The organism is Pedobacter sp. V48 (assembly GCF_000523515.1).
Lineage (GTDB): Bacteria > Bacteroidota > Bacteroidia > Sphingobacteriales > Sphingobacteriaceae > Pedobacter.
Map to the genome: position 1 here is coordinate 401,969 of NZ_AWRU01000006.1, position 18,683 is coordinate 420,651.

Consider the following 18,683-nt stretch of genomic DNA (forward strand, 5'->3'; position numbering starts at 1 on the left):
ATATTTGCAACAAGATACCCGGGTGGCGAAATTGGTAGACGCGCCAGCTTGAGGGGCTGGTGCTGGCAACGGCGTGGCAGTTCGAATCTGCTCTCGGGTACATTTTTTAACACTGTGTTAGTTAGCGTTAAAGTTTCTTAGGAAAATTATTAAAGGGGCTGTAGATTAATGTCTGCAGCCCCTCTTGTTAATGACAAGCATTTTATGTAAATTTGATATAGTTTTAAGGTCAACATTTCATGGACAAAAGTAAACAAACATTTGATCAGGCCGAATTGGAACTTTTAAAAGAAGGTCTGAAACGAAGCTATAAAGAACGTTTTGAAATGGCTACGCGTTTGTATAAAATACAACAGACCATGAGCAAGGCTTCTATATCACATAAACCATTTATCAGTAAATAATTCGTGGACATCTTTGATGAAGAGATACTGAGAAATTATTAAAGAGGTTGCAGGTTAATATCTGCAACCTCTTTAGTTTAGACCACGTTTGAACTATTAGCCACCGATATTACCATCTCAAGGATTGTTTTTAAACTTGAAATATGATCAATTATATCGCATAAATCAGGAGTAATTAACAAAATCACCTGCCGATTATTGTTTTCAATGATGTCATTATATTTCAATGGAAATTCGTTACCTTGAATTTAATAAAGTTGTACGATATTCAATAATGGCAAACCACACTTCGGCAATGAAAAAATTAATTCTCTCAATTCTTACAGCATTTTTTTCACTTTATGCCTTGGCTCAAAAGGATAATAAAGTGACTATTGGAACAATTGATAGCATTCAATCGAAAATTCTGAATGAACAAAGAAAAATCTGGATATATGTGCCAAGTAGCTGGCAAGCTGACTCTAAACAACGATACCCGGTATTATATTTATTAGATGGTGATGCCCATTTTTATTCAGTAGTAGGTATGATTCAGCAACTCAGTCAGGTAAATGGTAATACTATTTGCCCCGAAATGATTGTAGTTGGTATTCCAAATACGGACAGAACAAGAGACCTGACTCCAACACATGTAGATGCTGACCCGCCTTTTATCGACAGTGTATTTTCAAAAACATCAGGGGGTGGCGAACACTTTGTTTCATTTATTGAAAAGGAATTGATGCCACGTATTGATTCCTTATACCCAACGCAACCTTACAAAATATTAACCGGACATTCATTTGGAGGTCTAACAGTGATGAACGTTGTAATAAACCATACAAAATTGTTCAACGCCTACATCTGCATAGACCCCAGCATGTGGTGGGATAAAATGAAATTTTTAAATGCAACTAAGAAATCTCTGTTAGAGAAAAACTTTTCAGGTACTACTTTGTATTTAGGAATTGCAAATACCATGGACGATGGCATGGATATCACTAAGGTCCAAAGCGACACATCTGGTGGTGCCAGGCATATCCGTTCAATTCTTGATTTGGATAAATATATTAAAGGTCAAAAGCAAAACGGATTAAGGTATGAAAGTAAATATTATAGCAATGATGACCACGGATCTGTGCCCTTAATCGCGGAATATGATGCCTTTCGCTTTATTTTTAACAAGTATCGTTTTAAGCTCTCTTTTAAAGACTTTACAGATCCTTCGGTAGATTTAGTAAATAAATTCGATAAACATTATCAGGAAGTTTCAAAACTGTTTGGTTATAAGGTTTCCCCACCTGAAAATATGATAAACGGCCTGGGCTATGAACTTTTGCAGCGAAAGCAATACGCCAAAGCTAGAGGACTGTTTAAAATAAATGTTGACAATTATCCTGACAGTTATAATGTCTACGATTCTTATGGCGACTATTTTCTGGCAATTGACGATAAATCAAAAGCGATTGAATATTTCAAAAAGTCTTTGTCCATACAAGAAAATCCAGAGTCTCGGAAAAAATTAAATAAATTATTGGAGTAAAATAATCTTTAAAACCTTGATTAATGATATATTTTGGAGTGCTGGAATAATAATAAAACGCCTGTAAATTTTATTTACAGGCGTTTTATTTAAATGTCGTAGGGTTTAACCTCAGTGCTCAATGCTGCAATTTTTTGTATGAGTGATGTTGATACAGTTATTGCTTAGCCAACTTGTATAATTTACCGCTGTCTGTTGCTGCGTAAATAGCACCATCCTTACCGGTGGCTATGCAGCGCCAACGTTCGTTTTTATCTGAAAGCAAACGTTCTTCACCTACAACTTTGTTGTTTTTTATGACCAAACGAATGATGTGTTGCCCACTTAGTGCCCCTATAAAGAGGTTATTTTTCCACTCAGCAATGTTACCAGTGTAAAACATCATGCAGCCTGGCGAGATAACGGGATCCCAATAGTATACCGGTTGCACCGTACCTTCTTTCTGTTGTATACCATCATAGACCTTTTCACCGCTGTATTCAATGCCGTAAGTCACGTAAGGCCAACCGTAGTTGCCGCCTGGTTTAATTAAGTTGATCTCATCGCCACCTCGGGGGCCAAATTCTGTCTCCCAGAGGTCGCCGTTAGCTGGGTTAATGGACAGGCCATCAGGATTACGAAAGCCATAGGCATATACCTCTGGCTTAGCATTGGCCTGGCCTATAAACGGGTTACTGGCAACAGGTTTGCCATCTTTAGTAATATGGATAATTTTACCGGTGGTCGCACTTAGATCCTGCGCTTTCGCACGGATATCGTTAGATTGACGGTCACCAGAGCTGATGAAAATATTGCCTTGTTTATCAAATACCAAACGTGAACCAAACTGGCCGGCACCTTTAAAACGCGGGCTGGCTTCGAATATCACAGTCACGTTTTCCAGCTTTGTTTCATCGGCCGATAATTTACCTTTAGCTACAGCAAGGGTAGCCCCCTCGCCCGGTTGCGCGTAGGTCCAGTAGACCATGCGGTTTTTGGTAAAATCAGGATCAATGTTCACATCCAGCAAACCACCCTGTCCTTGAAATTGTACTTCGGGGAAACCAGTAATGGTTTTATCAATTTTACCGGCAGTTGTCAATATTTGCATGGTTCCCGGCTTACTGCTTATCAGTAAACGGCCGTCGGGTAAAGCATGCATACCCCAGGGGCCCTTTAGCTCGCTGCTGATGACTTTAACAGTATACGGAGTTTTGGTTTTAACGCTACCAATACGGGTTTGCCCTGTGAACGCAGGTTTATAGTCGCTATTGGCCTTGTTTTTTTCCACCGGCTTGCCGGTTTGCGCCATGCTGGATGCATTTAACGATAGAAGGGCGACGCCCAGGGCTAATGGTTTATAAATTTTTGAAAACATAATGCGATTTGGATTAATGTCAGGTAAGTTACAATCTTATGAGCTTAATGTTTGAATACAACGTGTTTTTTACAGTAGTTATAAGAGGGCGCCTTAAAATTATAAAGTTTTTAGCCTTATAATTAGAATGAAGTCATTAATTTAGTTTTTTTGTACCTTCGTGTCTTATGCAAAGACAACTATTCACATATTATAGTTTAGCGATTGGAATGATTGCCTGATTCCGGGTGTCTTGTTTCTAAAGTTGCCTGCTTGGTAGTTTCTGTATTACCAAAGGTGATTTGTATGGGGCAAACCATTCGGATGATAGATAATTAAGCAATTTTATTTCATCATTTTAAATTATAAGTAGTGAATAACTTATCATTATATGGTTGGAACGACACCCTGTTCCAACTCAAACAAACATCACAATACAAACATCTTTTTCATGGTCGTGTTTCTGCAGTAAACAAAACCAATTATGAGGTCATTACCGAAGGTGGTCTGCTGTTGTGCGAACTAACCGGTAATTTGCTTTATGGAAGATCGTTATTTGAACTTCCGTGTACAGGCGATTGGATTATTTTTCAACCTTTTGACGATAATAAAGGAATAATCGTTGATATTTTACCGCGTAAACATACGCTGTATCGGAAAAAGAGCGGTACAATATCCGACAGGCAAGCTATTGCATCCCATGTTGATAAGGCGTTTATTGTACAAAGCCTTGATGCCAATTTCAGTGTTCGTCGAACGGAGCGTTTTATGGTTCAGGTATTAGAAGAAAATATTCAACCGATATTGATACTCACTAAATCTGATTTGGAGTTTAGTCGCCATCAAGTGGATGAATCGCTGAAGCATATTGCTCGCCAAATGCCAATAATTTTCACAAGTATTCTTTCTCCCGAAACAATACTTCCTGTGCGAAAATTTATCAGGCAAGGAGAATCGATTGTATTTGTAGGGTCATCAGGGGTTGGAAAAAGTTCCTTAATCAACGCATTATGTGAACGGACAGTATTTTTTACATCTGAAATAAGCAAGTCCTCAGGCAAAGGGCGGCATACCTCAACCCGAAGAGAAATGGTTCTAATGGATGATAATGGCATTTTAATAGATACACCAGGCGTAAGAGAATTTGGTTTAGCCTCGGACAATCCTGAGGCACTGGCAGATATATTCGATGTTTCTGATTTTGCAGAATCCTGTCGTTTTGAAAATTGCGCGCATGTCGGTGAACCTGGCTGTGCAGTTATCGATGCTGTAAATAGCGGTTTTTTAGAATTTGAAGTATATAGCAGTTACCTCAAATTGCGAAAAGAATCTTGGCATTTTTCTACTTCCGATTATGAAAAGCGCAAAAGAGATAAGTATTTTGCCAGAGTTTCAGATGAAGCTAAGAGAATAAAAAAACGTTGATCTTCCTATTATTCAGTACAGGTAGTCCACTTAATAGTGGACTACCTGTAACTAGCTATCCTTTCTTTATGACAATGTGTGTAGCATTCTCTCCGGCCACTCTTTGTATCTGATTGTAGCCAAGCCCTGCCATGTCCATTCCCGAAAATAAATGTTCTCCTGAACCTAAGAAGACAGGTGAAATGGCTAAATGTAATTCATCAATATGGCCTGCTTGTAAGTATTGCCTTATTGTTGAAACCCCGCCACCAATGCGAATGTCTTTTCCGTTCGCCGCTTTTTTAGCTTCTTCCAGTGCTGATTCGATGCCATCGGTAATAAAATAAAACGTTGTTCCTCCTTTCATGATCAGAGGTTTTCTAGCATGATGCGTTAAAACAAATACCGGAACATGATAAGGTGGTTCTTCGCCCCACCAGCCCTTCCATTCATCATCTGGCCATGCTCCACGAACGGGTCCGAACATATTTCGCCCCAGTATCCAGGCGCCCATGTTCTCGAACGACTTTTCCACGAATTCATTATCTGTACCTTCGATTCCGTCATTTTTACCTCCCATCTTCCGAAACATTTTTGTTGGAAAAATCCAGTTGTGAAGTTCCTCACCTCTTAGTCCCAAAGGATCAGTTAGATCTTGTTTGGTGCCTGCACCAAATCCATCTAGCGAAATAGAAAAACATGCAACTTTTACTTTACTCATATTTGTATTCATTTTCAATTGGATTTTAAGGTATTGGTTTTTATGTACCCGCCTTACTCTTTTAATAATGTAAATTTCGCTAGAAAAATTAATTTTTGATGGGGTATATACGACTAAATAAGGGCAGAATGCGACTAGTGTCCCTATCGTTACTAATTTTTTAAGATATTTTCCCCAAATTTGATTAACCAATGAAGTGATGAACTATAAGGAGACTAAGCCACATTCAGCGTTAGCTGATTATATTGATGCGTTTTGGACGACAACAAACGACCAAAGAAACTCGGTATCCGAAAAAATCTTACCTGACGGTTGTGTTGATATCATCTTAAACTTGGGCGATGATTGTAAGACTGACAATGGACGGTTCAATATAAAAAATGGAGAAATCTGTTTGGTAGGCACTATGAGACATTTCAAAATAACTGAGTTGAAAACGGAAACAAAACTTTTGGGAATACGTTTCAAACCCTCTGCCTTTTCTGCTTTCTATAAATTCAGCTCACTGCACGAGGCAACCGACAGTACTATAGCATTTGAAAAAAAACTTTCGCCCGACTTCAATCAGGTTATTACCGGTTCCATTGGTTATCTTAATCAGTTTTTTATCGAAAAGCTTAAGCCACATCCAACATCTATGCTGATGCCTGTTATAGCGGACATTAAAAAATACAAAGGCATTATCAGTGTGGTTGAATTGGCAAATCGGCATTTTACTACTACAAGACAGCTGGAACGTCATTTTAAACACCACGTCGGGATCAGTCCAAAAGAATTTATTAATATAACCCGCTTTCAATTTGTGCATGCTGCTATCCAGAAAAAATCATCCAAAAAAAGTATGTTGGAGATTGCCTTTGAACATGGTTATTACGATCATGCCCATTTAGCCAATGMCATAAAGAGTTATACGGGAGTTACACCTAACGAGCTATAAATTTTGTCGTATTTTTCCAAAGTACGGACTAGTATTGTCAACTACATTTGCATCTATAATCTACAGACATTATGGCTAACACATCAGGACAGAACAAACTTAAGCACGAACAAATCCAATACATAGAGTTCCTCTCTAATGATATTCAACTCGTCAAAAAATTTTACACAGAATGTTTCAATTGGACCTTTACCGACTTTGGGCCAAATTACACGGCTTTTGAAGGCGACTATATTGATGGTGGCTTTACTTCGGGAAACCCTGTAAAAGGAAGTATATTAGTTATCCTTTATTCTGAGGAAATTGAAACGACCAAGAATAAAATCATTAAGGCCGGTGGTACAATAGCGCAGGATATTTTTAGTTTTCCAGGTGGCAGACGCTTTCATTTCATCGATCCTGATGGTAATGAACTGGCGGTTTGGTCTGAATAAAGGAAATATTAGCACACTAACTCTTTAAATTTCCTCGATAATAGTACATTTGTGAGTACGAAGGAAAACTTCCCATTTGGGAGGTTTTTTTATTTTAATTTGTATAGAGAACTGTAAAGATTATGACTGAAACAGAATACCTGGAGTTTTGTAAAAATCAAATTACAGGCCCATTAAAAGAAGAAGATATTATTACCATGCTAACCGCTTGGGGCGCCATTAATTATTCCCTTGGGTATAAAAATGCCTTACTTGATCATGACATTGAGGCTAATGAGTAGCGTGACAGTTAATGAGGATTAAATTAATACTGTAGCGTTTTGGCTAATGTATTCGTAAACATTCATACAAGCCAGCAAATTGATTATGAAAAACCTTACCACCGCAATTTCAGTATTACTTTTATTTTCCGTTAGCTTCTTCTCCTGTAAAAAAGACAGGAATGTAGACCCTGAAAATCTTATAAAGGGAAACTGGGAGGAAATGGACCTGAACGGACTACAGCGATCACTTAATTTTACAAAAGACAATAGCTTTTTTCTGACTATTGTCCTTAACGATGGAAGTAGCATCCGGTTCATCGGAACTTACCAGGTCCAGGGCGACAAATTAAAGATAACCACTACTGAAAAGCTGGAGCAGGAACCAGGAAAACCAGTTCAACGTACCCCTACKWCYKAYMYWMKYTATGAAAACGCCACCTTTAGTATTGCTGGTGACATCCTTAATCTGAATTATACGAGTTACCCTGCCGACGCGCCGGTCAATACGCCTGCAAAGTTCCGCAGACTGATCACTATCGAAGAAGGTGGATTGATACCATAAATTTTCTAACTGCAATTTTCTTGTTATAGCCTATTTTTCAATGGCAATACAATCAAGATAGATCATATTTATAAATGGTGTTTTGCGGCGTCTTCCACATCTTTGATGATGATCTTGGTCATCTTCATCATAACCTGCATTACACGTTGGGCCTTCTCTACATCTTTATCTTGTAATAATTCCCCCAATATCGCCGGCGATATCTGCCACGACAAACCAAATTTATCTTTTAACCATCCACATTGTGATGTTTCACCACCTCCAGCTACAAGGCTTTTCCAGTAGTAATCAATTTCTTCCTGTGTATTGGCCTCAATAGAAAAAGAGACTGACTCGTTAAATTTGAACTGTGGACCCCCATTTAACAATATAAACTGTTGATCTTCTATTTCCATGTCTACAGCCAGTATTTCACCGCCAAAACCAGGTGCATCTTTGGGGTAATAACTGGTATTAAGTACTTTTGAGTTTTTAAACACTGAGGTGTAAAAGTCAATTGCTTCTTTAACATTATGGTTCAGCCACAAACAGGGTCTTATCTTTTTCATATTTTTTTGATTTAAAACAATTCCAATGATGATCTGGTATGGAAACAAATTTAAAGTTCACATGGTTTTCATAATATTTATTAATTTCATCTTATGGCTAAGAATAAAACTGTTGCCACAGACCTGGATGTTCGTGATTTCCTGGAAAAAGTGGCAGACCCTTTAAAGCGAAAAGATTGCTATCTGATCGCTGCATTGATGGAAAAACAGACAGGATATGAACCCAACATGTGGGGGACCTCAATTGTAGGCTTTGGTAGCTATCATTACAAATATGCCAGCGGTCATGAGGGAGATGCCCCATTAATCGGATTTTCTCCGCGAAGTACAGCAATTGTTTTGTATATGGCTCGTGATTTTGAAGATAAAGAAAACTTGCTACTGCAGTTGGGTAAGCATAAAACAGGCAAAGGCTGTATTTATATTAAAAAACTGGCTGATGTTAATATACAAGTATTAACCAAGATGATAGATCAATCGGTGGCATATATGAAAAATAAATAAGAGGTGGAAGAAATGGTAATAACAATTGACCAAAATATCAGACTGGAACAAACAGCTGTGAAGCATGCAGAAGGCTTATTGGAAGCCATAAACAGCAGTCGGGCGCAACTATCTGAGTTTTTACCTTGGGTGCCCAACATGCAATCTGTAGGAGACCTTATAACTTACATCAGGAAATGTGAGCAGCTTTATGAACAGGGCCTTGAAGTAAGCTTTGTGATTATGCTTGATGATCGGCCAGCAGGCAGAATTGGCTTGCATTATTTGAATGCTTTTAATCAAAGTGCAGCAATTGGCTACTGGCTGGCTGAAAATGCACAGGGCAAGGGTATTATGGTCCGGTCTTGTAAGGCATTAATTGATTATGGTTTTAAGGACCTGGCATTACATCGTATTGAGATTAAAGCAGCAACTTTGAATTTGAAAAGTCAGGCAATTCCCCGCAAACTGGGTTTTCAGAAAGAAGGGATTTTAAGACAGTCAGAAAAGGTGAATGGGAAATTCTTAGACCTGGTTTTATATTCTGTGCTTCATGAGGAATGGAATATGGATTCCTAATAAATGATTTAAGCACAAGTTTTCCATTATAATGCTATTTTTGAAAAAAGTAATAGCTAACCCCATAACTCAGTTTTATATTGAAAACACTAGTATTAGGAGCATCAGGACAACTAGGACAATGCCTTAAGGCAGTTGCCTCAAATAGAAATATCGACACATTAGACTTCCCGGACGAAAGTGCCGCGAACATCCTTAATGTTGAGAAACTTAACGCTTTGTTTGCAGAAAAAAAACCAGCATATGTAATCAATTGCGCTGCCTATACTGCTGTTGATAAGGCTGAAGATGATGTAGATCTGTGCAGATTAATTAATAAGCAGGGAGCATTAAACATCGCCTTGCTTTGTAAAGAATTTGGTGCTAAACTAGTTCACGTTTCAACAGACTTTGTTTTTGAAGGAGCCATTCCCGAATTGCTAAAGGAAGATGATTTAGCAAAACCAATTAATATTTATGGTTTGACTAAGCTTGAGGGAGAAACGGATATTATAGATAATCTTAACGAACATTACATTATTCGTACAAGCTGGCTATATTCTGAGTATGCAAATAATTTTGTGAAAACAATGTTGAAACTAGGAGCGGACCGCGATGAGTTAAATATAATTGCTGATCAGATTGGCTCGCCAACTTATGCCATTGATTTGGCCGGTGCAATTTTAGATGTTATTGACTCTGGCAAAACGGAATATGGGGTGTATCATTATAGCAATGAAGGATCAATTTCGTGGTTTGATTTTGCAAAAGGTATTTTTGACATCAGTAATACACGGGTAAAGGTTAGTCCGATTCCTACTTCTGCTTATCCAACAAGAGCTAGCCGACCTAAGTTCTCTGTAATGGATAAAACGAAGATCAAAGCAACTTTTGGAATCGAAGTACCTTATTGGAGAGACAGTTTGATTAAGTGTATTGAGCAATTATCTGTACTGGATAAAGCCTAAGCATGTGCTAAAGAAACCGTGATATAAAAAAAGAACGGAATTATATAAATATTTTTCCGTTCTTTTTCCAATCTTTGATCCGTAATGAAAAGAACACTGCTTACCATACTCGCCATTTTCTATCTGGGTGTTTCCAGTGGGGCAGCTGTGCATTTCCATTATTGCATGGACAAGCTGGTAAGCTGGAGCATGGCAAAACAATCTGGCAAATTATGTGATTTCTGTAAAATGCCTTTGGCAGAATCTAAAAAGAAATCATGCTGTAAAGATGTTAAGCATGAAGTTAAGGTTGAGAGTTCTCAAAAAGTAAATCAAGCGGTTTATAAATTTGATCAGCCATCTGCAGCCATTCTATTACCCGAATTATTTGTTAATTATCAGGCCCTGGTGCCTGTTAAAATTATAAGGGAAGCATTAAGCAATGCACCTCCTAATAGACAGCAAGTTCCGGTCTACCTAAAAAACTGTACCTACAGAATATAATACCCTCTTTCTTTTTTAATGCCTGGCACACTCGTGCCCTGGTTGCAGCATTACTGTAGCCCCAAATTTTTATATCATTTTCTTTAAAACTTATTAAGATGAACTCATTAAGATCTCTTTTGGTAGTCGGCCTGACTATCCTTGGTAGTGCTGTATTTGCACAATCAAAAACCGAAAAAATTAACGTATCAGGAAACTGTGGAATGTGTAAAAAACGTATTGAAACTGCCCTTAAAATTGACGGTGTTAATACAGCTGTGTGGGATGTAAAATCTAAAATATTAACGGTAAGCTACGATAGTACCAAAATTACAACTGAAAGCATTCTACAAAAAGTTGCAGCTGCAGGGCACGACACGCAAAAGGTTACAGCCAAACAAGAAAATTATAGCAAACTACCTTCATGCTGCCAATACGATAGAAAGAGTACAGACAAAAAATAACTAAAAGAAAGAGGGTTATTATAAATGGTACATAAAATTATAGAATGGTCGATGCGCAATAGATTGATTGTGCTGGTACTTTCCGCAGGGTTATTCATATGGGGCGTTTTCTCCGTACAAAAAAACCCAATAGATGCGATTCCTGATCTTTCAGAAAATCAGGTCATCGTATTTACAGAGTGGATGGGCAGATCGCCACAGTTAATTGAAGATCAGGTGACTTACCCGTTGGTAACCAATTTGCAGGGGATTCCTAAAATTAAGTATGTAAGAGGTTCTTCCATGTTTGGGATGAGCTTTATCTATGTGATTTTTGAAGATGATGTTGATGTTTATTGGGCCAGAGAGCGGGTTTTAGAACGGATCAGTACCATATCCCGAACTTTGCCAGAAGGTGTATCTCCGCAACTTGGTCCTGATGGAACAGGAGTGGGCCACGTATTATGGTATACCTTAGATGCTCCGGAAATGGATTTGGGCGAGCAGCGGGCAATACAGGATTGGTACGTAAAGTTCGCTTTGCAAACCGTCCCGGGAGTTAGTGAAATAGCCTCATTTGGTGGCTTTCAGAAACAATATCAAATCTCGATAGACCCAAACAAATTACTGTATTATAAACTTACTGTGCCTCAGGTAATAGCCGCAGTTAGGAGTAACAATAACGAGTCGGGCGGACGAAAGTTTGAGATGAGCGACATGGGCTATATCATTAAAACATCGGGCTACCTCAAATCCATTGAAGAAATTTCGAATATCCCGGTAAAGAATCAGAACGGTACACCAATAAAGGTCTCTGATCTGGCTACGGTTCAAATGACTGGAGAAACCAGATTAGGCATATTTGATCAGGATGGCAAGGGCGAGCGTGCAGGCGGTATTGTCGTAATGCGTTATGGCGAAAATGCTGCGGAGGTAATTGATCGGGTAAAAGCAAAAATGAAGGAAGTATCAAAAGGCTTGCCTAAGGGTGTAAAATTTGATATTGTGTATGATAGAGGTGAACTGATTAAAGAATCTGTAGACTCTATCAAGAACACTTTGATCGAAGAGATGATCGTAGTATCCCTAATCGTGTTTGTATTCCTCTTTCATTGGCGCAGTGCACTAAGTATCATTATACAAATTCCTATTACTATTGCCGCAAGTTTTATCCTGCTCAATGCCTTTGATATTTCGTCCAACATTATGTCGCTAACCGGTATTGCACTGGCCATTGGGGTAATTGTAGACAATGGAATTATCATGAGTGAAAATGCTTATAAGCATTTGGCAGAGCGATATGAACAGTGGGAAAAGGATCAAAATAAAACGACAGCATCATGATGAACTGGTTTAAAAATATGTTTCGCAAATCTCCGGATTGGATTAGCGAAGAAGATCGCCTCGCGGTAATCACTAAATCCAGCAAGCAGGTATCCAGAGGTGTGTTCTTTGCTACGGTAATTATTATAACCTCTTTTTTACCGGTATTTATGCTAACCGGACAGGAGGGTAAATTGTTTCATCCGCTGGCTTACACCAAAACATTTATCATGATTGTTGATGCTTTTTTGGTGATTACGCTGGCTCCTGTACTGATCTCTTTCTTTATGAAAGGGAAATTCAGACCTGACCATGCAAACCCGGTAAATAGAGTTTTAGAAAAGGTGTATGAGCCAATTATCAGAACGGTATTGAAATGGAGAAAAACAACTATTGCCATTAATATCATCGCTTTGCTAATTACAATTCCTTTGCTTAAAAATTTAGGAACGGAGTTCATACCGCCATTAGATGAGCAAAGTATTTTGTTTATGCCGGTAACCTTGCCTGATGTTTCAAATGCAGAAGCAAAGCGGATATTACAGGTACAGGATAAGATTATTAAGTCGGTACCGGAAGTAGATAAGGTTCTTGGAAAAGCAGGAAGGGCAAATACCGCTACAGATAATTCACCGATTAGTATGATCGAAACGATCATTACTTTGAAACCGAAAAGCGAATGGAGAAAGGGCATCACTAAAAAAGATATTGTGACGGAGTTGGATGCCAAGCTTCAAATTCCGGGTGTGGTAAACGGGTGGACACAACCGATCATTAACAGAATCAATATGCTGGCTACCGGTATCCGTACCGATGTAGGAATAAAAGTATTCGGACAAAATCTGGATACTATTGCTTCGGTGTCAGAAAAAGTAAAAGCGGCATTAGTAGGTACCCCTGGGGTAAGCGATTTATTTGTAGAGCCCATTACAGGTGGTAAATACCTGTCTATTGATGTAAAAAGAGAAGAGTTGGCCAGGTATGGCCTGAACGTAGACGACGTTAATCAGGTTGTTGAAAGTGCACTGGGTGGAGCAACTATTGGCAATACCATTGAAGGCAGACAGCGTTTTTCTATAAGCGTACGCCTTGCTCAGGAATACCGTAACAGTGTAGAACGCATTAAAAGAATCCCTATTCAATCAGCTTCTTTTGGTGAAGTTCCTTTATCGGCAGTTGCCGATGTGAAGTTTGAAGATGGTCCGCCAATGATCAGCTCCGATAATGCTATTCTTCGTGGTGCTGTAATGTTTAACGTTCGTGATAGAGATTTGGGCAGTACGGTTAAGGATGCAATGGAGAAGCTGAATAAAGAGAAGGGGGTTCTTCCCGAAGGATATTTTCTGGAATGGAGTGGCCAGTATGAAAACCTGATCAGGGGCAAGCAAACACTGATGTGGATAGCTCCGGTGGTTTTGGTAATCATTTTCTTCTCTCTGTATTTTGCATTTCGCTCTATCAGAGAGGCCTTTTTAAGCCTCATCACGGTTCCTTTTGCCTTAATCGGGGGAGCTTACATGATTTATTTCTGGGGAGTTAATTTGTCTGTTGGCGTAGCCGTTGGTTTTATAGCTCTGTTTGGGATTGCTGTTGAAACGGGGATTGTGATGGTAATTTACCTCAATGATGGGATGCAACAACTGATCAAATTAAAAGGCAATTCGAGCGAGACCATTACCAAGGAGGACCTTAGAGAATATGTAATTCATGGTGCAGCCAAAAGATTAAGACCAAAGCTTATGACAGTTTGTGTGTCGCTATTTGGATTGGTACCGGTGTTATGGGCCAGTGGTGTTGGGGTAGATGTAATGCAACCAATAGTGCTGCCAATGATAGGTGGGGTACTAACCTCTTCTACACACATTCTGTTGGTTACACCACTTATCTTTTTAATGTCCAAAGAGTATGAATTGAGGAAATATGGAAAACTGGAGGTTCACGATGTACATCATTAAAAAATTAACATGGATATTGTTGCTGCTGCCACTTTATACAACAGCACAACAAACAGAGGTGCTTTCATTGGATACGATTTTGCACCGTATAGATAAAAATAACCTGTTACTGCAGTCGTATGGTTTAAAGGCCGAGAGCTATAAGCATACCGCTAAGGCGGCAACTGCCTGGATGGCACCTATGATTGGTGTAGGTACATTTATGACCCCTTATCCCGGTCAGGAACTTATGGACGATAGGGATAAAGGATCAATAATGATACAGTTGGAACAGGACATTCCAAACCTGTCTAAATTAAATGCCACCAAGCGTTATATCGAATCGAAGGGGAAGGCCGAGAATGAAACCCGTGGCATTACCTTAAATGAATATAAAACACAGGCAAAGCGGTTGTATTTCGGTTGGCTGGTTTCAGTACAAAAAATAGAAGTGCTGAAAAAGAATGAAAAAATCATGCAAACCATGAAGAAGATTGAAGAGATCAGGTATCCTTTTAATCAATCGAAATTAGGTAGCGTGTATAAAACCACCGCAAAACTGGAAGAAAACAAAAATATGATCCGCATGCAGGAAGGCGATATTGCTAAATCCAGGGCGTGGTTAAATAGTTTAATGAACCAGCCGGGAAATGCGGATATAGCTATTGATACTAATTATCAGCCAAAGTTTGTACCGGCAAATGCTATTGATACCGGGAGTTTGGCATTGGCCAGAAATGATATTAAGAAAATGGATTACAATATCCAATCTATGCAGCTAAATATTGAGGCAATGAAAAAGCAAAGCAGACCCGATTTTAAGCTGCGGTTCGATCACATGTCGCCTTTAACCAAGATGATGCCGAAGGCTTTTAGTGTAATGGGGATGGTTAGTATTCCTATTGCTCCATGGTCTTCAAAAATGTATAAATCTGAAGTAAAAGGAATGGAATATGAAGTGCAGGCGATGGATAAAGAAAAGGCTGCCATGTTACAGGAAACCCAAGGGATGCTGTATGGTATGCAATTCGAAATCCAATCCATGCAAAAGCGTATTGATGCCATGGAAAGCAAGATTATTCCGACACTGCAAAAATCACTGGATGTTAATTTTTTGAATTACCGTGAAAATAAAATGGAACTGCCTGAGGTAATTGATTCATGGGAGGCACTTACTATGATGCAAACCAGTGTTTTGGATGAGAAATTGAAACTTTATTTAATGATAGCCGATTATGAGAAAGAATTATATCGCTAAGCGGCATACCTACGGATGGGTTGCAATGGTCCTGATCGGCGCGTTGATAATTAGCTCTTGTAACAGAGGTAAAGACAATAAGCACATGAATCATGATGATCCTGGTGTGGTAAGAATTGACAGTAACCTCTCTCACTTGCTGAAACCCTCAAATGAGCAGGTGGTATCTACGCTCCCTGTAATTAAGGCTGAATACGGCACCAAAATATTTACGGAAGAGGCACAAGGTATCGTCAATTACGATACGAGAAATCAGAACAGCATTGCCAGCAGAGTGAGTGGAAGAATAGAACGTTTGCTGATCAAATACAATTACCAACCTGTTAAAAAAGGGCAATTGATAATGGAGGTTTATTCTCCGGATCTGGCTGCCGCGCAACAGGAATTGCTATTCCTGAAAGGTACAGGGACTGATCAGACGATGCTACAGGGGGCAAAACAGCGATTGATGTTGTTGGGGATGAGTGCTGCAAGTATTGATCAACTGATAAAAACAGGAAAGGTAAACTACCGTATTCCAGTGTATAGCAATGCTGATGGGTATATACTTGAAAAATCTGCAGCACCAGTTGCTGCATCAAGTCTAGCTACACCATCATCTGGTGGAGATGGAATGGACAACATGGGAGGCGGAGGAAGCTCATCTGCGGCTAATCCTGTAAGCACTGTGCCAGTAAATTCTCCTGTATTATTACGTGCCGGACAATATGTGAGTGCCGGACAATCGCTTTTTACCATCTATAACGCTAATCAGCTGATCGCTGAATTCTCCTTAAAGCCTGCGCTGGCATCGCTTATAAAAAAGGGAGATCATTTTTTATTCTATAAAACTGCTGATAAAAGTACTATTCAGAATGCTAGCATAGGTATGATACAGCCTGTTTTTAAGGATAGGGTAAATTTTACCATTGCCCGCGCTTACCTTAATAAGCCAAACTTTAGGGTAGGTGAACTGCTTACTGCCAGAATTCCTGTATTGCTTCATGCCTCATGGTGGCTGCCGGAATCTGCTGCGATAGCACTGGGTAATAAAACAGTGGTTTTTAAAAAGGAAGGTAATGTTGTTGTCCCTAAAATTGTAAAGTCGGGGATTACCATTGCTGGAATGATACAGGTTAAAGAAGACATCGGCAGCTGGGAGGTAAGTAAAAAAGCAGCTTATCTGGTAGATAGCGAAAGCTTCATAAAAATGACTGAAAACAAAGGAAATTAAGTTATGGAACGGAAATTATTTATAAAAAAGATTGCCTTGCTGGCGTTGGTTCCATCAATATTTGTTGCTGCATGCAGTAGTGAGGATAACTCAAAAGGTAAAATGACTGCTGCAAAACAGCAAACATTTACTTGTCCCATGCACCCGCAGGTGATAAAAAATGAGATGGGTACTTGCCCAATCTGTGGAATGGATCTGGTTCCATTTGAAAAAAACAGTAATGCAAAGGCGCTGAAAATAGATGAAAAGCGACAAGCTCTAGCAAATATTACCACTGTATTGATTGGTGAAGGTAATCTTTCAGGAGCAAAACAGCTTAATGGAAGGCTTACTGTTAACCCAGAGCAAAGCAGTTATATCTCGAGCAGAATTGCCGGTAGAATAGAGCAGTTGTATGTAAGGGAAACCGGTGCTAAGATCGGTAAAGGACAGCCTTTGTACAAACTTTATTCAGAGCAATTGGCCACACTTCAGCAGGAATACCTGATGGCAATAGCACAGGAGAAAGAATTCCAGGGAGATAAAATAGAACGCCAGATTGTAGCCGCTGCAAAACAGAAACTACTGTTGTACGGGCAATCTGAAAGTCAGATACAACAGCTTGTTAAAACTCAAAAGAAAGATCCATATGTGGTTTTCTATGCACCAAGGGGTGGGGTAGTTGCTGAGTTATCAGTAACTCAGGGTCAGTATGTAGCAGAAGGGAATCCGATTTTAAGATTGGAAGGATATGACCAGTTATGGGTTGAGGCCGACGTTTATCCAAACGAGGCAAAAGATATAAAAATGGGTCAGAAAGTTAAGGTTGTTATTGCCGGGTGGGAAGATCAGCCGCAGGAAATGACCATTAGTTTTATTACCCCGTCACTTCAATCCGGAACCCAGCTTACGCAGATCAGGGGAAGTATTGCTAATCCTCAAAATCAATGGCAGCCAGGCCTGCAGGCAAATGTTTTTTTACCATCAGCAAGTAAGCGTAATGTATTGACTTTGCCGGTTGATGCGGTTATAAGAGATGGTAAAGGCATGCACGTTTGGATTAAAAATGGTAAAGACAGCTTTGAGCCCAGATCGGTAAAAACAGGACAGGAGAATAACAATGAAGTAGAAATTTCAGAAGGCTTGAAAAATGGAGATCAGGTGGTAGTAACAGGGGCTTATCTTTTATATAGCGAATATATCCTTAAAAAAGGTAAAAACCCTGTTGGCCATCATTAGATTCTTGCCAGCATGGGGAACCAAAGCCGTTATGACAAATAAAAAATTGAATAAAACTTAATTTATTAATCATTAAAAAAGAAGAAGATGAGAACAATAACTAATTTCGTAATTACTTTGGCAGCAGTAACCTTATTTGCTGCATGCAGTAATCCACAAAAAACAGCAGAATCAAATGCACACGAAGGCCATAGTCATGCGGCAGGCGAAGGACATGCCGAAACTACAGAAAAGAGTGTTGCTGCGGTAAGTTTAAAAGACGATAAACTGAATGCGGTTTATCAGCATTATGTTCATTTAACCAATGCACTTGTTAAAGGCGACGTAGCTGAGGCAAAAGTGGCAGCCAACGCAATTGAACTTGGCGCTAAAGATTTAGCTAATGGTGCTTCTTTAGCCTCATCAGTAGCAAAAATAGGGTCAGCTGCTGATGTTGATGCCCAGAGAATTGCATATGCTGAATTAAGTACAAATTTTATAGAAAGAGTAAAAGCCTCTGGTTTAAGTTCCGGAGAAGTATATGTAGATTATTGCCCGATGGCTTTAAATGACAAAGGAGCCTCATGGTTAAGTAACCAAAAAGAGATTAAGAACCCTTATTTTGGTGAAAACATGCTTGCCTGTGGTGAAGTGAAAGAAACTATAAAATAATTGAGATTGGTTTCTATATATTTATAGAAACCAATCATCAA

General features: G+C 39.2%; 20 protein-coding genes, 1 tRNA gene and 1 pseudogene. 19 read left to right on the forward strand and 3 right to left on the reverse strand.

Features of this window, described 5'->3' with window-relative positions; translation table 11 throughout:
* Nucleotides 1–16: 16 nt before the first annotated feature.
* From N824_RS06975 to N824_RS06980, 3 genes are all read left to right on the forward strand, one after another.
* Nucleotides 17–100 (forward strand) — tRNA-Leu (locus N824_RS06975).
* Nucleotides 101–239: 139 nt separating this feature from the next.
* Nucleotides 240–404, forward strand: a complete 165-nt coding sequence (locus N824_RS31170; RefSeq protein ID WP_161662270.1) for a hypothetical protein — start codon at nt 240–242, stop codon at nt 402–404.
* Between the two features lie 295 nt (nt 405–699).
* A complete protein-coding gene (locus tag N824_RS06980) occupies nt 700–1,926 on the forward strand; it encodes an alpha/beta hydrolase-fold protein (protein WP_048904721.1) in 1,227 nt (408 codons plus the stop codon).
* Between the two features lie 157 nt (nt 1,927–2,083).
* Here N824_RS06980 and N824_RS06985 read toward each other — a convergent pair whose 3' ends face one another.
* Nucleotides 2,084–3,283 (reverse strand): PQQ-dependent sugar dehydrogenase, encoded by a 1,200-nt coding sequence (locus N824_RS06985; RefSeq protein ID WP_048904407.1) that lies wholly within the window; start codon nt 3,281–3,283, stop codon nt 2,084–2,086.
* 351 nt (nt 3,284–3,634) lie between these two features.
* Between N824_RS06985 and rsgA the strand changes: the two genes are divergently transcribed.
* A complete protein-coding gene (gene rsgA / locus N824_RS06990; RefSeq protein WP_048904408.1) occupies nt 3,635–4,687 on the forward strand; it encodes a ribosome small subunit-dependent GTPase A in 1,053 nt (350 codons plus the stop codon).
* A 55-nt stretch (nt 4,688–4,742) separates the two neighbouring features.
* Here the strand turns inward: rsgA and N824_RS06995 are convergent, their stop codons facing one another.
* Complete coding sequence (locus N824_RS06995) at nt 4,743–5,399, reverse strand: dihydrofolate reductase family protein (protein ID WP_200869827.1); 657 nt, start codon at nt 5,397–5,399, stop codon at nt 4,743–4,745.
* Nucleotides 5,400–5,586: 187 nt separating this feature from the next.
* Between N824_RS06995 and N824_RS07000 the strand changes: the two genes are divergently transcribed.
* The 4 genes and pseudogenes from N824_RS07000 (at nt 5,587) to N824_RS07010 (ending at nt 7,583) form a co-directional block, all read left to right on the forward strand.
* Entirely contained in the window at nt 5,587–6,324 is a 738-nt protein-coding gene (locus tag N824_RS07000) for a helix-turn-helix transcriptional regulator (protein WP_048904409.1), read from the forward strand.
* 71 nt (nt 6,325–6,395) lie between these two features.
* Nucleotides 6,396–6,758 (forward strand): VOC family protein, encoded by a 363-nt coding sequence (locus N824_RS07005; RefSeq protein WP_048904410.1) that lies wholly within the window; start codon nt 6,396–6,398, stop codon nt 6,756–6,758.
* 122 nt (nt 6,759–6,880) lie between these two features.
* Nucleotides 6,881–7,039: a hypothetical protein gene (locus tag N824_RS31175; RefSeq protein ID WP_161662271.1), complete on the forward strand. Its 159-nt coding sequence runs from the start codon at nt 6,881–6,883 to the stop codon at nt 7,037–7,039.
* An 85-nt stretch (nt 7,040–7,124) separates the two neighbouring features.
* A pseudogene (locus N824_RS07010) lies at nt 7,125–7,583 on the forward strand (hypothetical protein).
* 68 nt (nt 7,584–7,651) lie between these two features.
* On the opposite strand, the gene N824_RS07015 reads toward N824_RS07010, so the two are convergent.
* Nucleotides 7,652–8,131: a VOC family protein gene (locus tag N824_RS07015; RefSeq protein ID WP_048904723.1), complete on the reverse strand. Its 480-nt coding sequence runs from the start codon at nt 8,129–8,131 to the stop codon at nt 7,652–7,654.
* A gap of 93 nt (nt 8,132–8,224) precedes the next feature.
* Between N824_RS07015 and N824_RS07020 the strand changes: the two genes are divergently transcribed.
* The 11 genes from N824_RS07020 (at nt 8,225) to N824_RS07070 (ending at nt 18,642) form a co-directional block, all read left to right on the forward strand.
* Nucleotides 8,225–8,635 (forward strand): DUF1801 domain-containing protein, encoded by a 411-nt coding sequence (locus tag N824_RS07020; RefSeq protein ID WP_048904412.1) that lies wholly within the window; start codon nt 8,225–8,227, stop codon nt 8,633–8,635.
* 12 nt (nt 8,636–8,647) lie between these two features.
* Nucleotides 8,648–9,193: a GNAT family N-acetyltransferase gene (locus N824_RS07025; protein WP_048904413.1), complete on the forward strand. Its 546-nt coding sequence runs from the start codon at nt 8,648–8,650 to the stop codon at nt 9,191–9,193.
* Between the two features lie 80 nt (nt 9,194–9,273).
* A complete protein-coding gene (gene rfbD / locus N824_RS07030) occupies nt 9,274–10,140 on the forward strand; it encodes a dTDP-4-dehydrorhamnose reductase (RefSeq protein ID WP_084498219.1) in 867 nt (288 codons plus the stop codon).
* Between the two features lie 84 nt (nt 10,141–10,224).
* A complete protein-coding gene (locus N824_RS07035) occupies nt 10,225–10,623 on the forward strand; it encodes a hypothetical protein (RefSeq protein ID WP_048904415.1) in 399 nt (132 codons plus the stop codon).
* A 98-nt stretch (nt 10,624–10,721) separates the two neighbouring features.
* Nucleotides 10,722–11,066 (forward strand): heavy-metal-associated domain-containing protein, encoded by a 345-nt coding sequence (locus tag N824_RS07040; protein ID WP_048904416.1) that lies wholly within the window; start codon nt 10,722–10,724, stop codon nt 11,064–11,066.
* Between the two features lie 24 nt (nt 11,067–11,090).
* The gene (locus N824_RS35395; protein ID WP_048904417.1) at nt 11,091–12,389 is read left to right on the forward strand and encodes an efflux RND transporter permease subunit; all 1,299 of its coding nucleotides are present in this window, start codon (nt 11,091–11,093) and stop codon (nt 12,387–12,389) included.
* Nucleotides 12,386–14,323: an efflux RND transporter permease subunit gene (locus tag N824_RS35400; protein WP_048904418.1), complete on the forward strand. Its 1,938-nt coding sequence runs from the start codon at nt 12,386–12,388 to the stop codon at nt 14,321–14,323. Before N824_RS35395 ends, N824_RS35400 begins: the two co-directional genes overlap by 4 nt.
* Nucleotides 14,289–15,560 (forward strand): TolC family protein, encoded by a 1,272-nt coding sequence (locus N824_RS07055; RefSeq protein WP_235207015.1) that lies wholly within the window; start codon nt 14,289–14,291, stop codon nt 15,558–15,560. Before N824_RS35400 ends, N824_RS07055 begins: the two co-directional genes overlap by 35 nt.
* Nucleotides 15,538–16,773 (forward strand): efflux RND transporter periplasmic adaptor subunit, encoded by a 1,236-nt coding sequence (locus tag N824_RS07060; RefSeq protein ID WP_048904420.1) that lies wholly within the window; start codon nt 15,538–15,540, stop codon nt 16,771–16,773. Before N824_RS07055 ends, N824_RS07060 begins: the two co-directional genes overlap by 23 nt.
* Nucleotides 16,774–16,776: 3 nt before the next feature.
* Nucleotides 16,777–17,991, forward strand: coding sequence for an efflux RND transporter periplasmic adaptor subunit (locus N824_RS07065; RefSeq protein ID WP_048904421.1), 1,215 nt, complete (start codon nt 16,777–16,779; stop codon nt 17,989–17,991).
* An 87-nt stretch (nt 17,992–18,078) separates the two neighbouring features.
* Nucleotides 18,079–18,642, forward strand: a complete 564-nt coding sequence (locus tag N824_RS07070) for a DUF3347 domain-containing protein (protein ID WP_052334072.1) — start codon at nt 18,079–18,081, stop codon at nt 18,640–18,642.
* Nucleotides 18,643–18,683: the final 41 nt, after the last annotated feature.

Coding starts and splice junctions, on each gene's coding strand:
- N824_RS06985 (WP_048904407.1), bottom strand. CDS start 3,283: ATGTTTTCAAAAATTTATAAACCATTAGCCCTGGGCGTCGCCCTTCTA.
- N824_RS35395 (WP_048904417.1), top strand. CDS start 11,091: ATGGTACATAAAATTATAGAATGGTCGATGCGCAATAGATTGATTGTG.
- N824_RS06980 (WP_048904721.1), top strand. CDS start 700: ATGAAAAAATTAATTCTCTCAATTCTTACAGCATTTTTTTCACTTTAT.
- N824_RS07040 (WP_048904416.1), top strand. CDS start 10,722: ATGAACTCATTAAGATCTCTTTTGGTAGTCGGCCTGACTATCCTTGGT.
- N824_RS07070 (WP_052334072.1), top strand. CDS start 18,079: ATGAGAACAATAACTAATTTCGTAATTACTTTGGCAGCAGTAACCTTA.
- N824_RS07015 (WP_048904723.1), bottom strand. CDS start 8,131: ATGAAAAAGATAAGACCCTGTTTGTGGCTGAACCATAATGTTAAAGAA.
- N824_RS07060 (WP_048904420.1), top strand. CDS start 15,538: ATGAGAAAGAATTATATCGCTAAGCGGCATACCTACGGATGGGTTGCA.
- N824_RS35400 (WP_048904418.1), top strand. CDS start 12,386: ATGATGAACTGGTTTAAAAATATGTTTCGCAAATCTCCGGATTGGATT.
- N824_RS07035 (WP_048904415.1), top strand. CDS start 10,225: ATGAAAAGAACACTGCTTACCATACTCGCCATTTTCTATCTGGGTGTT.
- N824_RS07020 (WP_048904412.1), top strand. CDS start 8,225: ATGGCTAAGAATAAAACTGTTGCCACAGACCTGGATGTTCGTGATTTC.
- N824_RS31170 (WP_161662270.1), top strand. CDS start 240: ATGGACAAAAGTAAACAAACATTTGATCAGGCCGAATTGGAACTTTTA.
- N824_RS07065 (WP_048904421.1), top strand. CDS start 16,777: ATGGAACGGAAATTATTTATAAAAAAGATTGCCTTGCTGGCGTTGGTT.
- N824_RS07005 (WP_048904410.1), top strand. CDS start 6,396: ATGGCTAACACATCAGGACAGAACAAACTTAAGCACGAACAAATCCAA.
- N824_RS06995 (WP_200869827.1), bottom strand. CDS start 5,399: ATGAATACAAATATGAGTAAAGTAAAAGTTGCATGTTTTTCTATTTCG.
- N824_RS07055 (WP_235207015.1), top strand. CDS start 14,289: ATGGAAAACTGGAGGTTCACGATGTACATCATTAAAAAATTAACATGG.
- N824_RS07025 (WP_048904413.1), top strand. CDS start 8,648: ATGGTAATAACAATTGACCAAAATATCAGACTGGAACAAACAGCTGTG.
- N824_RS31175 (WP_161662271.1), top strand. CDS start 6,881: ATGACTGAAACAGAATACCTGGAGTTTTGTAAAAATCAAATTACAGGC.